At 41.6% G+C, this 18,902-nt stretch carries 16 protein-coding genes; 15 read left to right on the forward strand and 1 reads right to left on the reverse strand.

Annotation, left to right across the window (positions count from 1 at the left end):
* Nucleotides 1-11 precede the first annotated feature (11 nt).
* From O3652_RS05935 to O3652_RS05980, 10 genes are all read left to right on the forward strand, one after another.
* A complete protein-coding gene (locus tag O3652_RS05935) occupies nt 12-3,404 on the forward strand; it encodes an SIALI-17 repeat-containing surface protein (protein WP_125412974.1) in 3,393 nt (1,130 codons plus the stop codon).
* Nucleotides 3,405-3,637: 233 nt separating this feature from the next.
* Nucleotides 3,638-4,336, forward strand: a complete 699-nt coding sequence (locus O3652_RS05940; protein ID WP_001135657.1) for an N-acetylmannosamine-6-phosphate 2-epimerase — start codon at nt 3,638-3,640, stop codon at nt 4,334-4,336.
* Between the two features lie 113 nt (nt 4,337-4,449).
* Nucleotides 4,450-5,778, forward strand: a complete 1,329-nt coding sequence (locus tag O3652_RS05945; RefSeq protein WP_071851252.1) for an extracellular solute-binding protein — start codon at nt 4,450-4,452, stop codon at nt 5,776-5,778.
* Nucleotides 5,779-5,997: 219 nt separating this feature from the next.
* Nucleotides 5,998-6,864 (forward strand): carbohydrate ABC transporter permease, encoded by an 867-nt coding sequence (locus O3652_RS05950; RefSeq protein WP_161801140.1) that lies wholly within the window; start codon nt 5,998-6,000, stop codon nt 6,862-6,864.
* Nucleotides 6,865-6,879: 15 nt separating this feature from the next.
* On the forward strand, nt 6,880-7,719 hold the full coding sequence (locus O3652_RS05955) for a carbohydrate ABC transporter permease (protein ID WP_061427881.1): 840 nt from the start codon (nt 6,880-6,882) through the stop codon (nt 7,717-7,719).
* A gap of 445 nt (nt 7,720-8,164) precedes the next feature.
* Entirely contained in the window at nt 8,165-8,617 is a 453-nt protein-coding gene (locus O3652_RS05960) for a YhcH/YjgK/YiaL family protein (protein WP_061427879.1), read from the forward strand.
* Between the two features lie 20 nt (nt 8,618-8,637).
* Nucleotides 8,638-9,282 carry a YesL family protein gene (locus O3652_RS05965; RefSeq protein WP_042902679.1) on the forward strand — a complete coding sequence of 215 codons (645 nt, stop codon included), beginning with the start codon at nt 8,638-8,640 and terminating at the stop codon, nt 9,280-9,282.
* A 170-nt stretch (nt 9,283-9,452) separates the two neighbouring features.
* Entirely contained in the window at nt 9,453-10,370 is a 918-nt protein-coding gene (locus O3652_RS05970) for a dihydrodipicolinate synthase family protein (protein WP_125412976.1), read from the forward strand.
* 17 nt (nt 10,371-10,387) lie between these two features.
* Entirely contained in the window at nt 10,388-11,284 is an 897-nt protein-coding gene (locus O3652_RS05975) for an ROK family protein (RefSeq protein WP_125384880.1), read from the forward strand.
* 444 nt (nt 11,285-11,728) lie between these two features.
* Nucleotides 11,729-12,493 (forward strand): class I SAM-dependent methyltransferase, encoded by a 765-nt coding sequence (locus tag O3652_RS05980; RefSeq protein ID WP_125412978.1) that lies wholly within the window; start codon nt 11,729-11,731, stop codon nt 12,491-12,493.
* A 135-nt stretch (nt 12,494-12,628) separates the two neighbouring features.
* Here O3652_RS05980 and O3652_RS05985 read toward each other — a convergent pair whose 3' ends face one another.
* Nucleotides 12,629-13,480 carry a MurR/RpiR family transcriptional regulator gene (locus O3652_RS05985; protein ID WP_049505654.1) on the reverse strand — a complete coding sequence of 284 codons (852 nt, stop codon included), beginning with the start codon at nt 13,478-13,480 and terminating at the stop codon, nt 12,629-12,631.
* A gap of 255 nt (nt 13,481-13,735) precedes the next feature.
* On the opposite strand from O3652_RS05985, the gene pbp2b reads away from it, so the two are divergent.
* The 5 genes from pbp2b to O3652_RS06010 all read left to right on the forward strand — a co-directional run bounded on the left by pbp2b (nt 13,736) and on the right by O3652_RS06010 (nt 18,895).
* Nucleotides 13,736-15,778: a penicillin-binding protein PBP2B gene (pbp2b, locus tag O3652_RS05990; protein WP_125412988.1), complete on the forward strand. Its 2,043-nt coding sequence runs from the start codon at nt 13,736-13,738 to the stop codon at nt 15,776-15,778.
* Between the two features lie 10 nt (nt 15,779-15,788).
* Nucleotides 15,789-16,385, forward strand: coding sequence for a recombination mediator RecR (gene recR, locus O3652_RS05995; RefSeq protein WP_000966754.1), 597 nt, complete (start codon nt 15,789-15,791; stop codon nt 16,383-16,385).
* A 289-nt stretch (nt 16,386-16,674) separates the two neighbouring features.
* Nucleotides 16,675-16,950 carry a hypothetical protein gene (locus O3652_RS06000; RefSeq protein WP_000509002.1) on the forward strand — a complete coding sequence of 92 codons (276 nt, stop codon included), beginning with the start codon at nt 16,675-16,677 and terminating at the stop codon, nt 16,948-16,950.
* Nucleotides 16,938-17,309: a hypothetical protein gene (locus O3652_RS06005; protein ID WP_260471498.1), complete on the forward strand. Its 372-nt coding sequence runs from the start codon at nt 16,938-16,940 to the stop codon at nt 17,307-17,309. The genes O3652_RS06000 and O3652_RS06005 overlap by 13 nt, the downstream gene beginning before the upstream one ends.
* A complete protein-coding gene (locus O3652_RS06010) occupies nt 17,300-18,895 on the forward strand; it encodes a virulence protein (RefSeq protein ID WP_125412990.1) in 1,596 nt (531 codons plus the stop codon). The genes O3652_RS06005 and O3652_RS06010 overlap by 10 nt, the downstream gene beginning before the upstream one ends.
* Nucleotides 18,896-18,902: the final 7 nt, after the last annotated feature.

Genomic DNA, 18,902 nt, shown 5'->3' on the forward strand with positions numbered 1-18,902 from the left:
AAAGGACAAACATGAATTACAACTCTTTACATCGGAAACAGCGATACGGAATTCGAAAATTTGCAGTTGGTGCGGCATCGGTAGTGATTGGGACAGTAGTATTTGGAGCAAATCCAGTCTTAGCTCAAGAGCAAGCCAATGCAGCAGGGGCCAATACAGAAACTGTCGAATCTGGTCAAGGATTATCAGAATTGCCAAAAGAAGTGTCCTCGGGAGATCTTGCTCATTTGGATAAGGATTTGGCTGGCAAATTGGCAGCAGCTCAAGACAATGGCGTTGAGGTGGACCAAGATCATTTGAAAAAAAATGAGAGTGCAGAATCAGAAACCCCATCCTCTACGGAAACCCCTGCAGAAGAAGCAAATAAGGAAGAGGAATCAGAGGATCAGGGTGCTATTCCTCGTGACTATTACTCAAGAGATTTAAAAAATGCTAATCCTGTCCTTGAAAAAGAAGATGTTGAAACCAATGCAGCAAATGGTCAGAGAGTTGATTTATCAAATGAACTAGACAAACTAAAGCAACTAAAAAATGCTACAGTTCACATGGAGTTCAAACCAGATGCATCAGCTCCACGCTTTTACAATCTCTTTTCTGTATCCAGTGACACCAAGGAAAATGAGTACTTTACTATGTCGGTCCTTGATAATACAGCTCTTATTGAAGGGCGTGGCGCTAATGGAGAGCAGTTCTATGATAAGTATACAGATGCTCCTTTGAAAGTTCGCCCTGGACAATGGAATTCCGTGACCTTTACTGTCGAACAACCGACAGCAGAGTTACCTCATGGTCGAGTTCGTCTCTATGTGAACGGTGTCTTATCTCGAACAAGTCTCAAATCTGGTAACTTCATCAAAGATATGCCAGATGTTAATCAAGCTCAACTTGGAGCAACCAAACGGGGCAATAAAACAGTTTGGGCCTCAAACCTACAAGTTCGAAACCTAACTGTTTACGATCGTGCTTTAAGCCCAGACGAAGTTCAAACACGGAGTCAATTATTTGAAAGAGGTGAATTGGAACAGAAACTTCCTGAGGGAGCAAAAGTCACTGAGAAAGAAGACGTCTTTGAAGGTGGTAGGAACAATCAACCAAATAAAGATGGTATCAAGAGTTATCGTATCCCAGCTCTTCTCAAGACAGATAAAGGAACGCTGATTGCGGGAACGGATGAAAGACGTTTGCACCATTCTGACTGGGGAGATATTGGGATGGTTGTTCGTCGCAGCTCAGATAATGGGAAAACATGGGGAGACCGAATCGTAATCTCAAATCCTCGTGACAATGAGCATGCTAAACATGCAGATTGGCCATCTCCAGTTAATATTGATATGGCCTTGGTGCAAGACCCTGAAACAAAGAGAATTTTTGCAATTTACGACATGTTCCTTGAAAGTAAGGCAGTATTTTCATTGCCAGGGCAAGCTCCGAAAGCTTATGAACAAGTGGGAGATAAAGTTTATCAAGTTTTATATAAGCAAGGAGAATCAGGTCGCTATACGATTCGAGAAAACGGAGAGGTTTTCGACCCTCAAAATAGAAAGACAGATTATCGTGTTGTCGTTGACCCCAAAAAACCAGCTTACAGCGATAAGGGGGATTTGTATAAAGGGAATGAGCTAATCGGAAATATTTATTTTGAGTATAGCGAGAAGAATATTTTTAGAGTTTCCAATACCAACTACCTATGGATGTCCTACAGTGATGACGATGGGAAGACCTGGTCTGCACCAAAAGATATTACACATGGGATTCGGAAAGATTGGATGCACTTCCTAGGAACTGGACCTGGTACGGGGATTGCCTTACGTACAGGACCTCATAAGGGAAGACTGGTGATTCCAGTTTATACAACAAACAACGTTTCCTACCTAAGTGGTTCTCAATCATCTCGTGTAATTTATTCAGATGATCATGGAGAAACATGGCAAGCAGGGGAAGCAGTTAATGATAACCGCCCAGTAGGCAACCAAACCATTCACTCTTCAACCATGAATAATCCAGGCGCCCAAAATACGGAGTCAACTGTTGTTCAGTTGAATAATGGGGATCTCAAGCTCTTTATGCGTGGGTTGACTGGTGATCTTCAGGTTGCGACCAGTCATGATGGGGGAGCAACGTGGGATAAGGAAATCAAACGTTATCCTCAAGTAAAAGACGTTTATGTTCAAATGTCCGCTATTCACACCATGCATGAAGGAAAGGAATACATTCTACTCAGCAATGCTGGTGGTCCTGGACGCAATAATGGCTTGGTCCACCTAGCTCGTGTTGAGGAGAATGGTGAGTTGACATGGCTGAAACACAATCCTATACAAAGTGGTAAGTTTGCATACAACTCGCTCCAAGAACTCGGAAATGGCGAATATGGTTTGCTTTATGAGCATGCGGATGGCAATCAAAACGATTATACTTTATCCTATAAGAAATTTAACTGGGATTTCTTAAGCAAAGACAGAATTTCTCCTAAAGAAGCAAAAGTAAAATATGCTATCCAAAAATGGCCAGGTATTATTGCCATGGAGTTCGATTCAGAAGTATTGGTAAATAAGGCTCCGACTCTTCAATTGGCAAATGGCAAGACAGCAACCTTTATGACCCAGTACGATACAAAAACTCTCCTATTCACAATAGATCCAGAGGATATGGGTCAAAGAATTACAGGTCTAGCTGAGGGTGCAATTGAAAGCATGCACAATTTACCAGTTTCTTTAGCTGGCTCTAAACTAAGCGATGGTATTAATGGCAGTGAAGCTGCAATCCATGAGGTGCCGGAGTTCACAGGTGGTGTTAATGCTGAGGAAGCCCCAGTGGCAGAGATACCAGAGTACACTGGACCATTGGCAACAGTAGGAGAAGAACCAGCTCCAACAGTAGAAAAAACCGAATTCACTGGTGGAGTCAATGCTGAGGAAGCCCCAGTGGCAGAGATGCCAGAGTACACCGGTCCATTATCAATAGTAGGCGAAGAAGCAGCGCCAACGGTTGAAAAGCCTGAATTTACAGGTGGGGTCAACGCTGTTGAGGCAGCAGTCCATGAACTTCCAGAGTTCAAGGGTGGTGTCAATGCAGTTCTAGCAGCCTCAAACGAGCTTCCGGAATATAGAGGAGGTGCTAACTTTGTCTTGGCAGCTTCAAATGACCTGCCAGAGTATAAGGGTGGTGTCAATGGTGCTGAGGCAGCAGTCCTTGAAGTGCCAGAGTACAAGGGAGACACCAATCTAGTATTAGCAGCTGCAGACAACAAACTGTCTATAGGCCAAGATGTGACCTATCAAGCGCCAGCAGCTAAACAAGATGAACTTCCAAATACGGGAAGTAAGGAAACAAACTCACTGATTTCCCTTGGTCTTGCAGGTGTTCTTTTATCCTTGTTTGCATTTGGCAAGAAGAGAAAAGAATAATAAGTAAAAGCTATTTGAGTAACTCTCAGAAGAGATAGCAGGTTTTTCAGCCTGCTATCTTTCTTTATAAAATTTAGGTTGATTCGAAATCATAAGAGGTCTGAAACTACTTTCAGGATAGTCTGTTCTATAAAATAGTTTTGAAACTGAAATCTATTCTACTACAAGCTATTGAAAGCGCTTAACAAATGATATATAATAAGCCCATAAGAACAAGAAAGGGAGGAAAGAGGATGCCACAGATCAGCAAAGAAGCCTTGATTGAACAAATCAAAGATGGAATCATTGTCTCTTGCCAGGCACTTCCTCACGAACCGCTTTATACAGAAGCGGGAGGAGTCATTCCCTTGCTAGTCAAAGCGGCTGAGCAAGGTGGAGCAGTCGGTATCCGAGCAAACAGTGTTCGCGATATCAAGGAGATTAAGGAGGTTACGAAACTCCCGATTATCGGGATTATCAAACGTGACTATCCGCCACAGGAGCCTTTCATTACAGCTACGATGAGAGAAGTTGATGAACTGGCTGAACTAGACATCGAGGTCATTGCTCTGGATTGTACCAAACGTGAACGTTACGACGGTTTGGAAATTCAGGACTTTATCCGACAAGTCAAAGAAAAATATCCGCATCAACTCTTAATGGCTGATACTAGCACGTTTGAAGAGGGTATAGCAGCAGTTGAAGCAGGAATTGATTTTGTTGGAACAACCCTATCAGGTTACACCTCTTATAGTCCTAAAGTAGATGGTCCAGACTTTGAACTGATCAAAAAACTCTGCGATGCAGGTGTGGATGTCATCGCTGAAGGGAAAATTCATACACCAGAACAAGCCAAGCAAATCCTTGAATATGGGGTGCGAGGTATCGTTGTTGGTGGAGCTATTACTAGACCAAAAGAGATTACGGAGCGCTTTGTTGCCGGTCTTAAATAACACAATCTCAAAACAGAGGAGAGTGGTTGATGCGTCGGACAAAATGAAAACGTATACAAATATAAAGAACTCATTATCCAATATGGATACGCTTATAAATTAGGAGAATACAGATGAAATTTAGAAAACTAGCTTGTACAGTACTTGCGGGTGCTGCGATTCTTGGCCTTGCGGCTTGTGGTAACTCTGGTGGAAGTAAAGATGCTGGAAGCTCTAGTAGCGATAGCGGAAAAACAGAAATCACTTGGTGGGCATTCCCAGTCTTCACACAAGAAAAAACTGGTGACGGTGTTGGAACTTATGAAAAATCAATCATCGAAGCTTTTGAAAAAGCAAATCCAGATGTAAAAGTGAAATTGGAAACCATCGACTTCAAGTCAGGTCCTGAAAAGATTACAACAGCCATCGAAGCAGGAACAGCGCCAGACGTACTCTTTGACGCACCAGGACGTATCATCCAATACGGTAAAAATGGTAAATTGGCTGAGTTGAACGACCTCTTCACAGACGAATTCGTCAAAGATGTCAACAACGAAAACATCGTACAAGCAAGTAAGGCTGGAGACAAAGCTTACATGTATCCAATCAGTTCAGCTCCATTCTACATGGCTATGAACAAGAAAATGTTGGAAGATGCTGGAGTTGCAAACCTTGTAAAAGAAGGTTGGACAACTGATGACTTTGAAAAAGTTTTGAAAGCGCTTAAAGATAAAGGCTATACACCAGGTTCATTGTTCAGTTCTGGTCAAGGGGGAGACCAAGGAACACGTGCCTTCGTTGCAAACCTTTATGGCGGTTCTGTAACAGACAAAGACGTAACCAAATATACAACAGACGATCCTAAATTTGTCAAAGGTCTTGAAAAAGCTGCTAGCTGGATTAAAGACGGTTTGTTGAACAACGGTTCACAATTTGACGGTGGAGCAGATATCCAAAACTTTGCCAACGGTCAAACTTCATACACAATCCTTTGGGCACCAGCTCAAAACGGTATCCAAGCGAAACTCTTGGAAGCAAGTAAGGTAGATGTGGTAGAAGTACCATTCCCATCAGACTCTGGTAAACCATCTCTTGAATACCTTGTAAACGGATTTGCAGTATTTAACAACAAAGACGATAAGAAAATCGCAGCTGCTAAGAAATTCGTTCAATTCATCGCAGATGACAAAGAATGGGGACCTAAAGACGTTGTTCGTACAGGTGCCTTCCCAGTTCGTACTTCATTTGGCAAACTTTATGAAGACAAACGTATGGAAACAATCAGTGGCTGGACTAAATACTACTCACCATATTACAACACTATCGATGGATTTGCTGAAATGAGAACACTTTGGTTCCCAATGTTGCAATCTGTATCAAATGGTGACGAAAAACCAGCGGATGCTTTGAAAGCCTTCACTGAAAAAGCTAACGAAACCATCAAAAAAGCTACAAAACAATAAGCACTAAGTCAGATTGATTCCCCCCTTTTCCCTGTGCACTATGGTGTAAGAAAAGGGGGACTTTTGTTTGAAATGGTAGGAACTGTCACGAAATTAAAATGAAGTTCTTACATAAGCGAATCTTAAAAAATTTCATTTTGGTTTTAAAACAGTTCAAGAAAATCAAAAACTATTCTATTTGAAAGAGAGGTGCCGACTGTGAAAGTCAATAAAATTCGTATGCGGGAAACAGTGATTTCCTACGCTTTCCTAGCACCAGTGTTATTCTTCTTTGTCATCTTTGTCTTGGCTCCTATGATTATGGGATTCATTACAAGTTTCTTTAACTACTCCATGACGAAATTTGAGTTTGTGGGCTTGGACAACTACATTCGCATGTTTAAAGACCCTGTCTTTGTGAAGTCTTTGATCAATACCGTTATCCTGGTTATTGGATCTGTTCCGATTGTGGTTCTCTTCTCGCTCTTTGTAGCATCTCAAACCTATCATCAAAATGCGATTGCTCGATCTTTCTATCGTTTCGTCTTCTTCCTTCCTGTAGTTACAGGTAGTGTTGCCGTAACGGTTGTATGGAAATGGATCTATGACCCACTATCAGGGATTCTAAACTTTGTTCTTAAGTCAAGCCACATCATCAGCCAAAACATTTCTTGGCTGGGTGACAAAAACTGGGCTTTGCTAGCGATTATGATCATCCTTTTGACAACATCTGTTGGTCAACCGATTATTCTTTATATCGCTGCTATGGGGAATATTGACAACTCACTTGTTGAAGCAGCGCGTGTAGACGGTGCGACTGAATTCCAAGTCTTCTGGAAGATCAAATGGCCTAGCCTTCTTCCAACAACTCTTTACATCGCGATTATTACGACTATCAACTCATTCCAATGTTTCGCTTTGATTCAGCTCTTGACTTCTGGTGGTCCAAACTACTCAACAAGTACCTTGATGTACTACCTTTACGAAAAAGCCTTCCAATTGACAGAATACGGCTATGCAAATACCATCGGTGTCTTCTTGGCAGTGATGATTGCCATTGTCAGCTTTGCTCAATTCAAGATCCTCGGAAACGATGTAGAATACTAAAGAAAGGAGACAGTTATGCAACCTACACAAAAGAAACCCTTAACAGCTTTCACTGTTATTTCAACGATTATCTTGCTCTTGTTGACCGTGCTGTTCATCTTTCCATTCTACTGGATCTTGACAGGGGCCTTCAAATCACAGCCTGATACCATTATGATTCCACCACAGTGGTTCCCTAAAATGCCAACCATGGAGAACTTCCAACAACTCATGGTGCAAAACCCTGCTATGCAGTGGATGTGGAACTCTGTATTTATCTCACTAGTAACTATGTTCCTAGTCTGTGTAACCTCTTCTCTAGCAGGTTATGTCTTGGCTAAGAAACGTTTCTATGGTCAACGCATCCTCTTTGCAGTCTTTATCGCTGCCATGGCTCTTCCAAAACAAGTTGTCCTTGTACCACTAGTACGTATCGTTAACTTCATGGGAATTCACGATACTCTTTGGGCAGTTATCTTGCCTTTGATTGGATGGCCATTTGGGGTCTTCCTCATGAAACAGTTCAGCGAAAACATCCCTACAGAATTGCTTGAATCAGCTAAAATCGACGGTTGTGGTGAGATCCGTACTTTCTGGAGCGTAGCCTTCCCTATCGTGAAACCAGGATTTGCAGCCCTTGCAATCTTTACCTTCATCAATACTTGGAACGACTACTTTATGCAGTTGGTTATGTTGACTTCACGTCAAAACTTGACTATCTCACTCGGGGTTGCGACCATGCAGGCCGAAATGGCAACCAACTATGGTTTGATCATGGCGGGTGCAGCTCTTGCAGCCGTGCCAATCGTAACCGTCTTCCTTGTCTTCCAAAAATCCTTCACTCAAGGGATTACTATGGGAGCTGTTAAAGGATAAGACCTTGCGAAAATCGAGTTTAAACTACACCAGCATCACCTTGCCATACTTAAGTATTGCCTGCGGTTAGCTTTCTAGTTTGTTCTTCGATTTTCATTGAGTATAAGAGAATACAGAGTTATAAGTGTCTACAAAATGGAGAGTATGCAGTTACTTCGTGAAGTTTTGTCAGACACTTATAAACTTAAGAATGAACTCTTTTCATGATACTAGTTAGAGTAGGTTCGTTTTAGGGTAACTATTTCCCGCTTTAGTGGTATCTAAGATAAGCATCTTACGCTTATCTTAGACGGAATTTTTGAGACTGACGATGAAGGAGTGAAAGGCTCAAAAATTAGGAATGAAATTCCGAAGGAATTTGCTTCCGTCCGCACTATTACAGGGAAATAGAGAAAAGATAATTCGAAACTGAAAAATAGTAACTATCAGAAACGAAGGAAACAGTATGATTTTTGACGATTTGAAAAACATCGCCTTTTACAAGGGAATCCATCCAAATCTAGACAAGGCTATCGACTATCTCTATCAGCACCGTAAGGATTCTTTCGAACTCGGTAAGTATGAGATTGACGGGGACAAGGTCTTTCTAGTTGTTCAGGAAAATGTCCTCAATCAAGCTGAAAATGATCAATTTGAGCATCATAAGAACTATGCAGACTTGCATTTGCTGGTAGAAGGACATGAATATTCGAGCTACGGTTCACGTATCAAAGACGAAGCGGTAGTATTCGACGAAGCGAGCGACATTGGCTTTGTCCATTGTCATGAAAAATACCCACTCTTGTTGGGTTATCACAATTTTGCGATTTTCTTCCCAGGAGAACCACACCAGCCAAATGGCTATGCAGGTATGGAAGAGAAGGTTCGCAAATATCTCTTTAAAATTTTGATTGATTAAAAGAATCAGGAGGAGCAAACATGGCACAAAAAGGAGTAAGCCTTATCAAGGCAGCATTTGATACAGACAACTTTCTCATGCGTTTTAGTGAAAAGGTTTTGGATATCGTCACAGTCAATCTTCTTTTTGTCGTCTCTTGTTTGCCCATCGTGACGATTGGAGTGGCGAAAATCAGCCTCTATGAAACCATGTTTGAGATTAAGAGAAGCAGACGGGTACCAGTCTTTCAAACTTTTCTAAGAGCCTTCAAGCAAAATCTGAAACTGGGTTTCCAGTTAGGTTTGCTAGAGTTGGGTATTGTGTCATTAAGCCTTTTAGATCTCTATCTCTTCTGGGGCCAGACAGCTTTGCCTTTCCAGATTGTGAAAGCAATTTGTTTGGGGATTCTCATCTTCCTCACTCTCGTGATGCTAGCTAGTTATCCCATCGCTGCGCGCTATGATTTGTCATGGAAAGAAGTGCTGCAAAAAGGGCTTATCTTGGCAAGTTTTAACTTTCCATGGTTCTTCCTCATGTTAGCCATTCTCTTTCTCATTGTGATGGTTCTTTATCTATCCGCCTTCACTCTCCTTTTGGGTGGATCGGCCTTTATCCTCTTTGGTTTTGGTTTGCTAGTCTTTCTCCAAGCAGGTTTGATGGAGAAAATCTTCGCAAAATACCAGTAGGATGGCTTGTTTCTGAAACTACTTTCAATCGTTACAGTTTCTAAAATACAAGTAGAAACTAAAATCTAAGTGTATACAAGATATTGAAAGAGATTTTCACAAGGTGTATACTAAACTTGTAAAAAATAGAGCTGCTCTCAGCAGAAAAAAGAAATCTTAGGAGAAAATCTATGTCAGATTTGAAAAAATACGAAGGTGTCATTCCAGCCTTCTACGCATGTTATGATGATCAAGGAGAAGTCAGTCCAGAGCGTACCCGTGCCTTGGTTCAATACTTCATTGATAAGGGTGTTCAAGGTCTCTATGTCAATGGTTCTTCTGGTGAATGTATCTACCAAAGTGTGGCAGACCGCAAATTGATTTTGGAAGAAGTCATGGCAGTTGCTAAGGGCAAATTGACCATCATTGCTCACGTAGCTTGCAACAATACCAAAGATAGTATGGAACTTGCTCGCCACGCGGAAAGCTTGGGTGTAGATGCCATTGCAACGATTCCACCGATTTACTTCCGTTTGCCTGAGTACTCAGTTGCTAAATACTGGAATGACATTAGTGCTGCAGCACCAAATACAGACTATGTTATCTACAACATTCCTCAATTAGCAGGTGTTGCTTTAACTCCAAGTCTTTATACTGAAATGTTGAAGAATCCTCGTGTTATCGGTGTTAAGAACTCATCAATGGCAGTTCAAGACATTCAAACCTTTGTCAGCCTTGGAGGAGAAGACCGTATCGTCTTTAACGGTCCAGACGAACAATTCCTAGGCGGACGTCTCATGGGTGCCAAAGCTGGTATTGGTGGTACTTATGGTGCGATGCCAGAACTCTTCTTGAAACTCAATGAGTTGATTGCAGAGAAAGATTTGGAAACAGCGCGTGAATTGCAGTATGCTATCAATGCAATCATTGGCAAGCTCACTTCTGCACATGGAAATATGTACGGTGTGATTAAGGAAGTCTTGAAGATCAATGAAGGCTTGAATATTGGTTCTGTTCGTTCGCCATTGACGCCAGTGACTGAAGAAGATCGACCAGTTGTAGAAGCAGCAGCGCAATTGATTCGTGAAACCAAGGAGCGCTTCCTCTAATCCATAAGGAGGTATTTATGACACACTACGTTGCAATTGATATCGGTGGAACCAATATCAAATATGGTTTGATTGACCAAGAAGGCCAACTTGTTGAATCGCATGAAATGCCAACCGAGGCGCATAAGGGTGGTCCTCATATCTTACAAAAGACAAAAGATATCGTAGCCAGCTATTTAGAAAAAGGCCCAGTAGCAGGTGTTGCCATTTCTTCTGCTGGGATGGTGGATCCTGATAAGGGTGAGATTTTCTATGCCGGCCCGCAAATTCCTAACTACGCAGGAACCCAGTTCAAGAAGGAAATCGAGACGAGTTTTTCGATTCCTTGTGAAATTGAAAATGATGTCAACTGTGCAGGTCTTGCTGAAGCAGTATCTGGTTCAGGAAAGGGAGCGAGTGTCACTCTTTGCTTGACCATTGGAACCGGTATCGGTGGTTGCTTGATTATGGATGGCAAGGTTTTCCATGGATTTAGCAATTCGGCCTGCGAAGTCGGTTACATGCATATGCAGGATGGAGCTTTCCAAGACCTGGCTTCTACGACAGCCTTGGTAGAATATGTGGCAGCAGCTCATGGAGATTCAGTTGATCAGTGGAATGGTCGACGCATTTTTAAAGAAGCCACTGAAGGAAACAAGATCTGTATGGCTGGCATTGACCGCATGGTAGACTATTTAGGAAAAGGTCTGGCAAATATTTGCTACGTTGCCAATCCAGAAGTGGTCATTCTCGGTGGCGGGATCATGGGGCAAGAGGCTATTCTCAAACCGAAGATCCGCACAGCCTTGAAGGCGGCCTTGGTGCCAAGCCTAGCTGAAAAAACACGATTAGAATTTGCCCATCACCAAAATACAGCAGGAATGTTGGGAGCCTATTATCATTTTATACTCAATGAAAATCAAAAAGCAAAGTAGGAAGCTAGCCGTAGGCAGTACTTGAGTACGGCAAGGTGAAGCTGACGTGGTTTGAATTTGATTTTCGAAGAGTATCAAAACAAAACAATCCTAGTTTGGAACTATAGAATTAAGAAAAACACTGAATCACTATTTGAGTGAAAACTGTTTTGCTTAATTCTTTTTTTATTGAAAAATTTGAGCCAAAGGAGGTAATCGTGAGAAACTAGGAGAAAATAACCGCCTTGTATGAAAGGTTAATGCGAGATGATGAACTACAAGGCGAGAGCAATTCTATCATCCATTTAATTGATATTTAGCTTGACTAAATGGGAAAATGTGGAAAAATGATATAATGAGATGGACGAAAAATTGACAAATTAGAATTTGTAGAGGTGAGAAAAATGTAATGGCAACCTATTCACCTGAAGTCGAAATCATATAAAATTACGAGGAGATTGTAAGATGAGTAATTATATAAAATTAAATGAAGATAGATGGAATAATGTAAAAAACGACTATACTGAGCCATTGACACATGAAGAATTAGAAGAAGCTAGAAAGCATCCAATTTCTGTCGCCTTAACTGTGGGGAAAAAAGTTCCGACAGAATGGTTTGAAAAAGCCAAGGGAAAAAAGATATTAGGTTTAGCTTGTGGTGGTGGCCAGCAGGGTCCGGTTTTTGCTGCAAAAGGTTATGATGTCACCATCATGGATTTTTCTAAATCGCAATTAGAAAGAGATGAGATGGTTGCAAAACGAGAAGGCTTAAAAATCAATACCGTTCAAGGCGATATGACAAAACCATTTCCATTTGAAAATGAAACTTTTGATATTATTTTTAATCCAGTTTCAAATGTATATATAGAAGATTTAGAAAACATGTATAAAGAAGCCTCTCGCGTATTGAAAAAGGGCGGTTTGTTAATGGTCGGATTTATGAATCCTTGGATCTACATGTATGATGCTGACACTGTATGGGACAAACCTGATGAGGAATTACAGTTAAAGTTTTCACTACCTTTTAATTCAAGAGAGCTTGAAGAGGAAGGCAAAATCACCATCAATCCAGAATATGGATATGAATTTAGCCATACCTTAGAAAGTCAGATTAGAGGACAACTAAAAAACGGCCTCGCTATGATCGATTTTTATGAATCGTGTGACAAAAGACATCGATTATCACGGTATGGAAATGACTACATCGCTACACTTTGCATTAAACTATGATATTATAGAAGGTACTTCTGAAGAATAGCTCGTTTTATTTTACGATTAGAATTTGCCCATCACCAAAATACCGCAGGGATGTTGGGTGCCTATTATCTTTTCAAAACAAAACAATCCTAGTTTGGTTCAACCAAACTAGGATTTTCTAACGCGTTTTTGTCTACGATAGCCGTTGAGCTTTTTATTTTCCCAATAGCTGTTAAAGATTTTTTCTTTGCTCTCGCGATTGATTTCTAAAAAGTAGGCATAAATCAAATCTATTAAAATGAGCATAGGGAGTTGAGCGGAAATACGCTGGATGTAAGAAGATTGACTATGGCTTGCCACAAGGACTGTTTCGGTATAGGCCTGACTATTTTTATTTGGGGCGCTGGTAAAGAGAATGGTCTTGGCACCCATTTCCTTGGCATCCAACAAACTATCGAGGACGGATTGGGTAGTGCCTGATAGGGAAAAACCAAGTACCAGACAATTTTCATCCATGATACTAGTCGTCCAAGCAAAGCCATCCTGATCGGTCAAAGCTTCACAGACAACACCTAGACGCATAAAGCGCAGTTTCATCTCACGGGCAATCAGACCAGAACTTCCCGTCCCAAAAAAGTAAACTCGTTCTGCGTCATCGATTAATTGGGCGACGCGTTCCAGTTGTTCTTCGTCAATCAAATCCTGTGTTTGTTCTCGCATGATACTGTAGCTTCGTAAAACACGTTTGGTCAAAGGACTGTGTTTGTGCGAATGAGTGTCCGGTTTACTAGCCTGATGCTGGTATTGAAAGACGAACTCTCGGTAGCCTGTAAAACCACACTTTTTGGCAAAGCGGGTCAAGGCTGCTTGGGAGATATGTAATTTCTGGGTAACTTGCTGAGAAGAGAGATCATCTTGGATCGTTTCAGCTTGTAAAAAATAGCGAGCGATTTCTTGCTCGAGCTCGGTTAATTCTTCAAAATGGAGGTCGATTATGGTTGCGATATCTGGCTTGTTCATGAGGCTCCTTTTTATGAGTCAAAGTCTTAAAAGTTAACGCTTTCCTAACTATTACTATCATTATATCATAGAAAATAGGATAACCAAATAAAAAGGCATTTTCAGTTGAAAGTCAAAAAATGCTTCGACTTTTCCAAGAGTTTCTCCGTAAAATATGGTACAATGAAATGTACTGAGCTTTACCTGTTTGCTCTATTATTTTAGGGAAAATAAAGGTGGAAATCGGGAATTTTTCTAGAAAAGAGTCTTAGTTGTATGAGAAAATTTAATAGCCATTCGATTCCGATTCGGCTTAATTTATTATTTGCGATTGTCATTCTGCTCTTTATGGCCATTATTGGTCGATTGTTATACATGCAGGTGCTCAATAAGGATTTTTATGAAACAAAATTGGCCTCAGCCAGCCAAACAAGGGTAACAACCAGTTCAGCTCGTGGACAGATCTATGATGCGGCAGGGAAACCCTTGGTAGAAAACACTGTCAAGCAGGTTGTTTCTTTCACACGAAACAATAAAATGACGGCAGCTGAATTGAAGGAGACAGCCAAGAAACTCCTTACATATGTAAATGTAACCTCCCCTGATCTGACTGATCGACAGATTGCAGACTATTACTTGGCGGACCAGGATATTTACAAAAAAACAGTCGAATCCTTGCCAAGCGATAAACGCCTGGATTCAGATGGGAACCGCTTATCGGAAGCGACACTTTACAATAATGCGGTTGAAAGCATTGACGTGAGTCAACTTAATTATACAGATGACCAGAAAAAGGAAATCTATCTCTTTAGTCAGCTCAATGCTGTTGAAAATTTTGCAACGAGCACCATTTCTACTGATGGCTTAGATGATACCCAAGTTGCTCTCGTTGCATCAGCGTCCAAGGAATTACCAGGTATCAGCATTTCAACCTCATGGGATCGTGAAGTACTGGACACTTCTTTATCGACGATCGTCGGTAGCGTTTCAAATGAAAAGTCAGGACTTCCAGCTGAGGAAGTTGATGCTTATCTCAAAAAAGGCTATTCTCTCAATGACCGAGTGGGAACTTCCTATCTTGAAAAGCAATATGAAGATGTTCTTCAAGGAAAACGCTCCGTCAAGGAAATCCACCTCGACAAACACGGAAATATGGAAAGTGTGGAAAATGTTGAAGAAGGAAGCAAAGGGAACAATATCAAGTTGACGATTGACCTAGCTTTCCAAAATGAAGTGGATGACCTACTTAAGAGCTACTTTAACTCAGAGTTGGGTAATGGTGGAGCTAAGTATTCGGAGGGAGTCTACGCTGTAGCTCTCAATCCTAAAACCGGTGCAGTTCTGGCCATGTCAGGTGTCAAGCATGATGTCGAATCCGGTAAATTAAGTTTAGATTCGCTTGGAACGATAACCAACGTCTTTGTGCCAGGATCTGTTGTTAAGGCAGCGACCATCAGCTCTGGTTGGGAAAATGGAGTCTTGTCAGGCAATCAAACCTTGACAGACCAACCGATTGTCTTCCAAGGTTCGGCCCCTATCAATTCATGGTACACCTTGTCCTATGGCTCTTTCCCTATCACAGCAGTTGAGGCTCTAGAGTACTCTTCTAATACTTACATGGTTCAAACTGCTCTAGGAATCATGGGACAGACCTACACACCAAACATGGTGGCCGCAACGGGACAGTTAGAGACTGCAATGGGCAAATTGAGGTCAACCTTTGGGGAATATGGACTCGGAGCTTCAACAGGGATTGACCTCCCAGATGAATCTACAGGATTTACGCCAAAAGAATTTGATTTGGGGAACTATATCAATAATTCCTTTGGTCAGTTTGATAACTACACACCGATGCAGTTAGCCCAGTATGTCGCAACCATTGCAAACAATGGCGTACGTTTGGCTCCGCACATCGTTGAAGGGATTTATGGAAACAATGACCAAGGTGGCTTAGGTAGTCTGGTTCAAGAAACAGCCACTAAGGAACTGAACAAGGTCAATATCTCAGAATCAGATATGGCTATCTTGCAGCAAGGTTTCTATCAAGTTTCGCATGGAACGAGTGCTCTGACAACTGGTCGTGCCTTTTCAAATGGCGCAGCCGTTTCCATCAGCGGGAAAACGGGTACTGCCGAAAGTTACGTTAATGGTGGTCAAAAAGCCAATAATACCAACGCAGTCGCCTATGCACCGACCGAAAATCCTCAAATTGCGGTCGCAGTCGTCTTTCCTCATAACACCAACCTTACAAACGGTGTTGGACCTTCTATTGCGCGCGACATTATCAATCTTTATCACCAACACCATCCAATGAATTAGAAAGGAACATATGCTGTATCCAACACCTATTGCCAAGCTGATTGATAGCTATTCAAAGTTACCAGGTATCGGAATCAAAACGGCTACCCGCCTAGCCTTCTATACCATTGGAATGTCTGATGACGATGTCAATGAATTTGCGAAAAATCTCCTGTCTGCTAAGCGGGAATTGACCTATTGTTCCATCTGTGGTCGCTTGACTGATGATGATCCCTGCTCTATCTGTACGGACCCGACTCGAGACCAAACAACGATCTTGGTGCTAGAGGATAGTCGCGATGTGGCTGCTATGGAAAATATCCAAGAATACCATGGACTCTATCATGTCTTGCACGGCCTTATTTCTCCTATGAATGGCATCAGCCCAGACGATATCAACCTCAAGAGTCTCATGACCCGTCTCATGGATAGTGAGGTTTCAGAGGTGATCGTAGCAACCAATGCGACAGCGGATGGAGAAGCGACATCGATGTATCTCTCTCGTCTCCTCAAGCCAGCTGGTATCAAGGTCACTCGCCTAGCACGAGGACTAGCCGTGGGAGCAGATATCGAGTATGCGGACGAAGTCACACTCTTACGAGCCATTGAAAATCGGACAGAGTTGTAGGAGTCAGTTAAAACGTAGCTCATTTTGACACATAAGACGAGCCCTAGGAATTTTTCTAGGGCTTGTCTTTTTCTGTTTCTCACGAGAGGTGAATAAGACTACTCAAACTATAAGGCATCAGAAAACGGGTCTCCAAAATGACTAGTACCGTCTTTGTCAAACTCATTCACTGAGCGATAGAGTTTACTCTAAGGAGATGAGCGCATTTGCCCTTAGGATTTGTTTTGAAATCGTACTATTTTTGTGTTATGATATGGTCAATATACAATGAATAAAGGGAGTTTGAAGTATGGGTGGAAAGATAAAATCTAGCACGATAGCAGCAGAGGCAGCTATTAATGAATTGGTTGGGTATGACACGAGCAAGAAGCAAAATCAGCAAGTAGAATTTTCATATACTTCTGAAATCGCAGGGATGGAAGCGGGACGTCAGGCCTGCAATCAAATGCTTCAGGCGGTCAGTGATTTCAGCTCGGCTGTTTTGACCCAAGCAAATAAGTTTCCAGAAATTGCTCATAAGATTGAAAAACGCGACGTAGAGCAGGCTAAGAGGTGGGAACATTAAAAATGGCAGATAAGAACGAAGAAAAACGCTACAAACTTTGGCGAGAAATTGTCAAGATTGACGATAAGGAAGAAAATCTCCAGACTCTAAAAAGACAATATGAACAGCAGCTAACTCACTTTCACTCAGAAATCCAGAGCATCCACCATCGTATGGCGACTCTATTAGCTATCTCGCCTAGTTCTCGTCAGGTGATAGAGCAAATCGAAAGTGATAATAGAACCATTCAACGACAGGTCAACTCTTATGTAGAAGAGGAACTGGATGAATTGGGAAAACAAACGAAGAAGGCTCGTCGGTCTTTCGATGAAGCTAGAGAAGAACTGATATCAGAAAGGAATCGGCTACCATGGGAGTAAAATACAGCGCACAAGAATCCCAAGAATTGATTCAGGCTATGACCAACAATCTCCAGGTCGCAAATGAAGTCACGGACCGCTTATCCAGCGGATGTGACCACTTAATCTCCTCTTTAGACTCAGGTGAGCTGACAGGAGCAGCCTACACAGCTGGGAAGGGTCTCTTTACAGAGATTATCATCCCCAGCATCAAGAAGTTACAAGCAGCGATAGATGATATCCAGCTAGAGTTGACCTCCTACAAAAATGCGGATGCTCAGGTCTCTGGATATGGAGATTTGGACCTGGACCAGCTCAAGGAACTAAAAAAATTGAGGGAAGAGCAGTTAGCTATCGTAGAAGCTCAGATTCAAGCGAGGGAGAACTGGCTAAATCAAATCAAAGACCTCTTTACACTTAATTGGGGGAAAGCCTTCTCTGAGAAGACCATCCTCTACAATACCAAGTCTCAAATCGAGTCAGGGATTCAGGATTTGGATGACAAGATTGAAAAACTAGAATTTTTTGTCTCAGAGGTTTCCCAGTATTTCAGCGATAGTCTAGAAGTCCTTAGCTTAGCGATTCAAGGAGCTACGCAACTAAGTAAAGTCATTGTCGATAGCGATGGTAACTACTCTGCGGACGGTCTGGACATGAGCTGGGTGCAAAAGATGAAGGATGTGAAGATTGTTTCGCATGCCAAAAGAGATTTTCAAGACTCTGAAACTCGTGCCATCAATAAAGCTTCTAGGGATATGATGCTATCGGAAGATGGTGATGCCTACTATCGTGCCGAATTAAAGAAGCGCTTAAAAGGTCACGACAAGTCCGAATGGGATAAAATAATTGACGACTACAATCACACTCTTAAGATTGATGAGACAGGGAATATCATTGAAATTCATTCCTTGGAGCAAGGCTATGTCGTTTTAAAAAATGGGAAATACGATGCTGACTATACTCATTTGATTAACAAAAAGCTTGATGAACTAAAAGCCCAAAACTTTGAAGCAAATTCAGTCGAATTTTGGAGTGGAGTAGCTCAAATTTTCTCTGGTTTAGGAGTCTACTTTGCGAGTGGTGCTCTCGAAACATTGAGTATAATGGCTAGTCCACCAACCATGGGAGGAAGTCTCGTAGTTGGTACCGCAGTATCTGTATCAGTGGTACAATATGGAAATGTACTGATATCTAGTGGAGCAGTAACTAGCTTATCAGCTATCACAAAGACAGCCTTACAAAATGGCGAAATTCAGGTTAATTATTCTAGCAACTACGATAGCTGGAAGGCCAATAAACCGACGAGTAAGACCATTTCTGGTAAGGGTGGTAAACTAATTGAAGCTCGAGTAGGAAATCGAAAAGTGAAGCTTCGTGTAGATTGGGAGCCAACTAGTGGTTCTAATGGTGATGGAGTTTTCCAGGTTCAATCTGGAAGTGGTAAATCGGGGTATAGAGTGAATGAGCATATTGACATTAAGAATATTTACAATAAAAACTCAATATGGGATTGGATTAACACTAATGATAACTTAAAAAACCTTAATAAAACTGTTAAAGAAGAAATCTTCAATAGAATTTGGAAAACTTATCAAAATAATTACTGAAATTAGG

This window comes from Streptococcus sp. 27098_8_23 (assembly GCF_041432195.1).
GTDB lineage: Bacteria > Bacillota > Bacilli > Lactobacillales > Streptococcaceae > Streptococcus.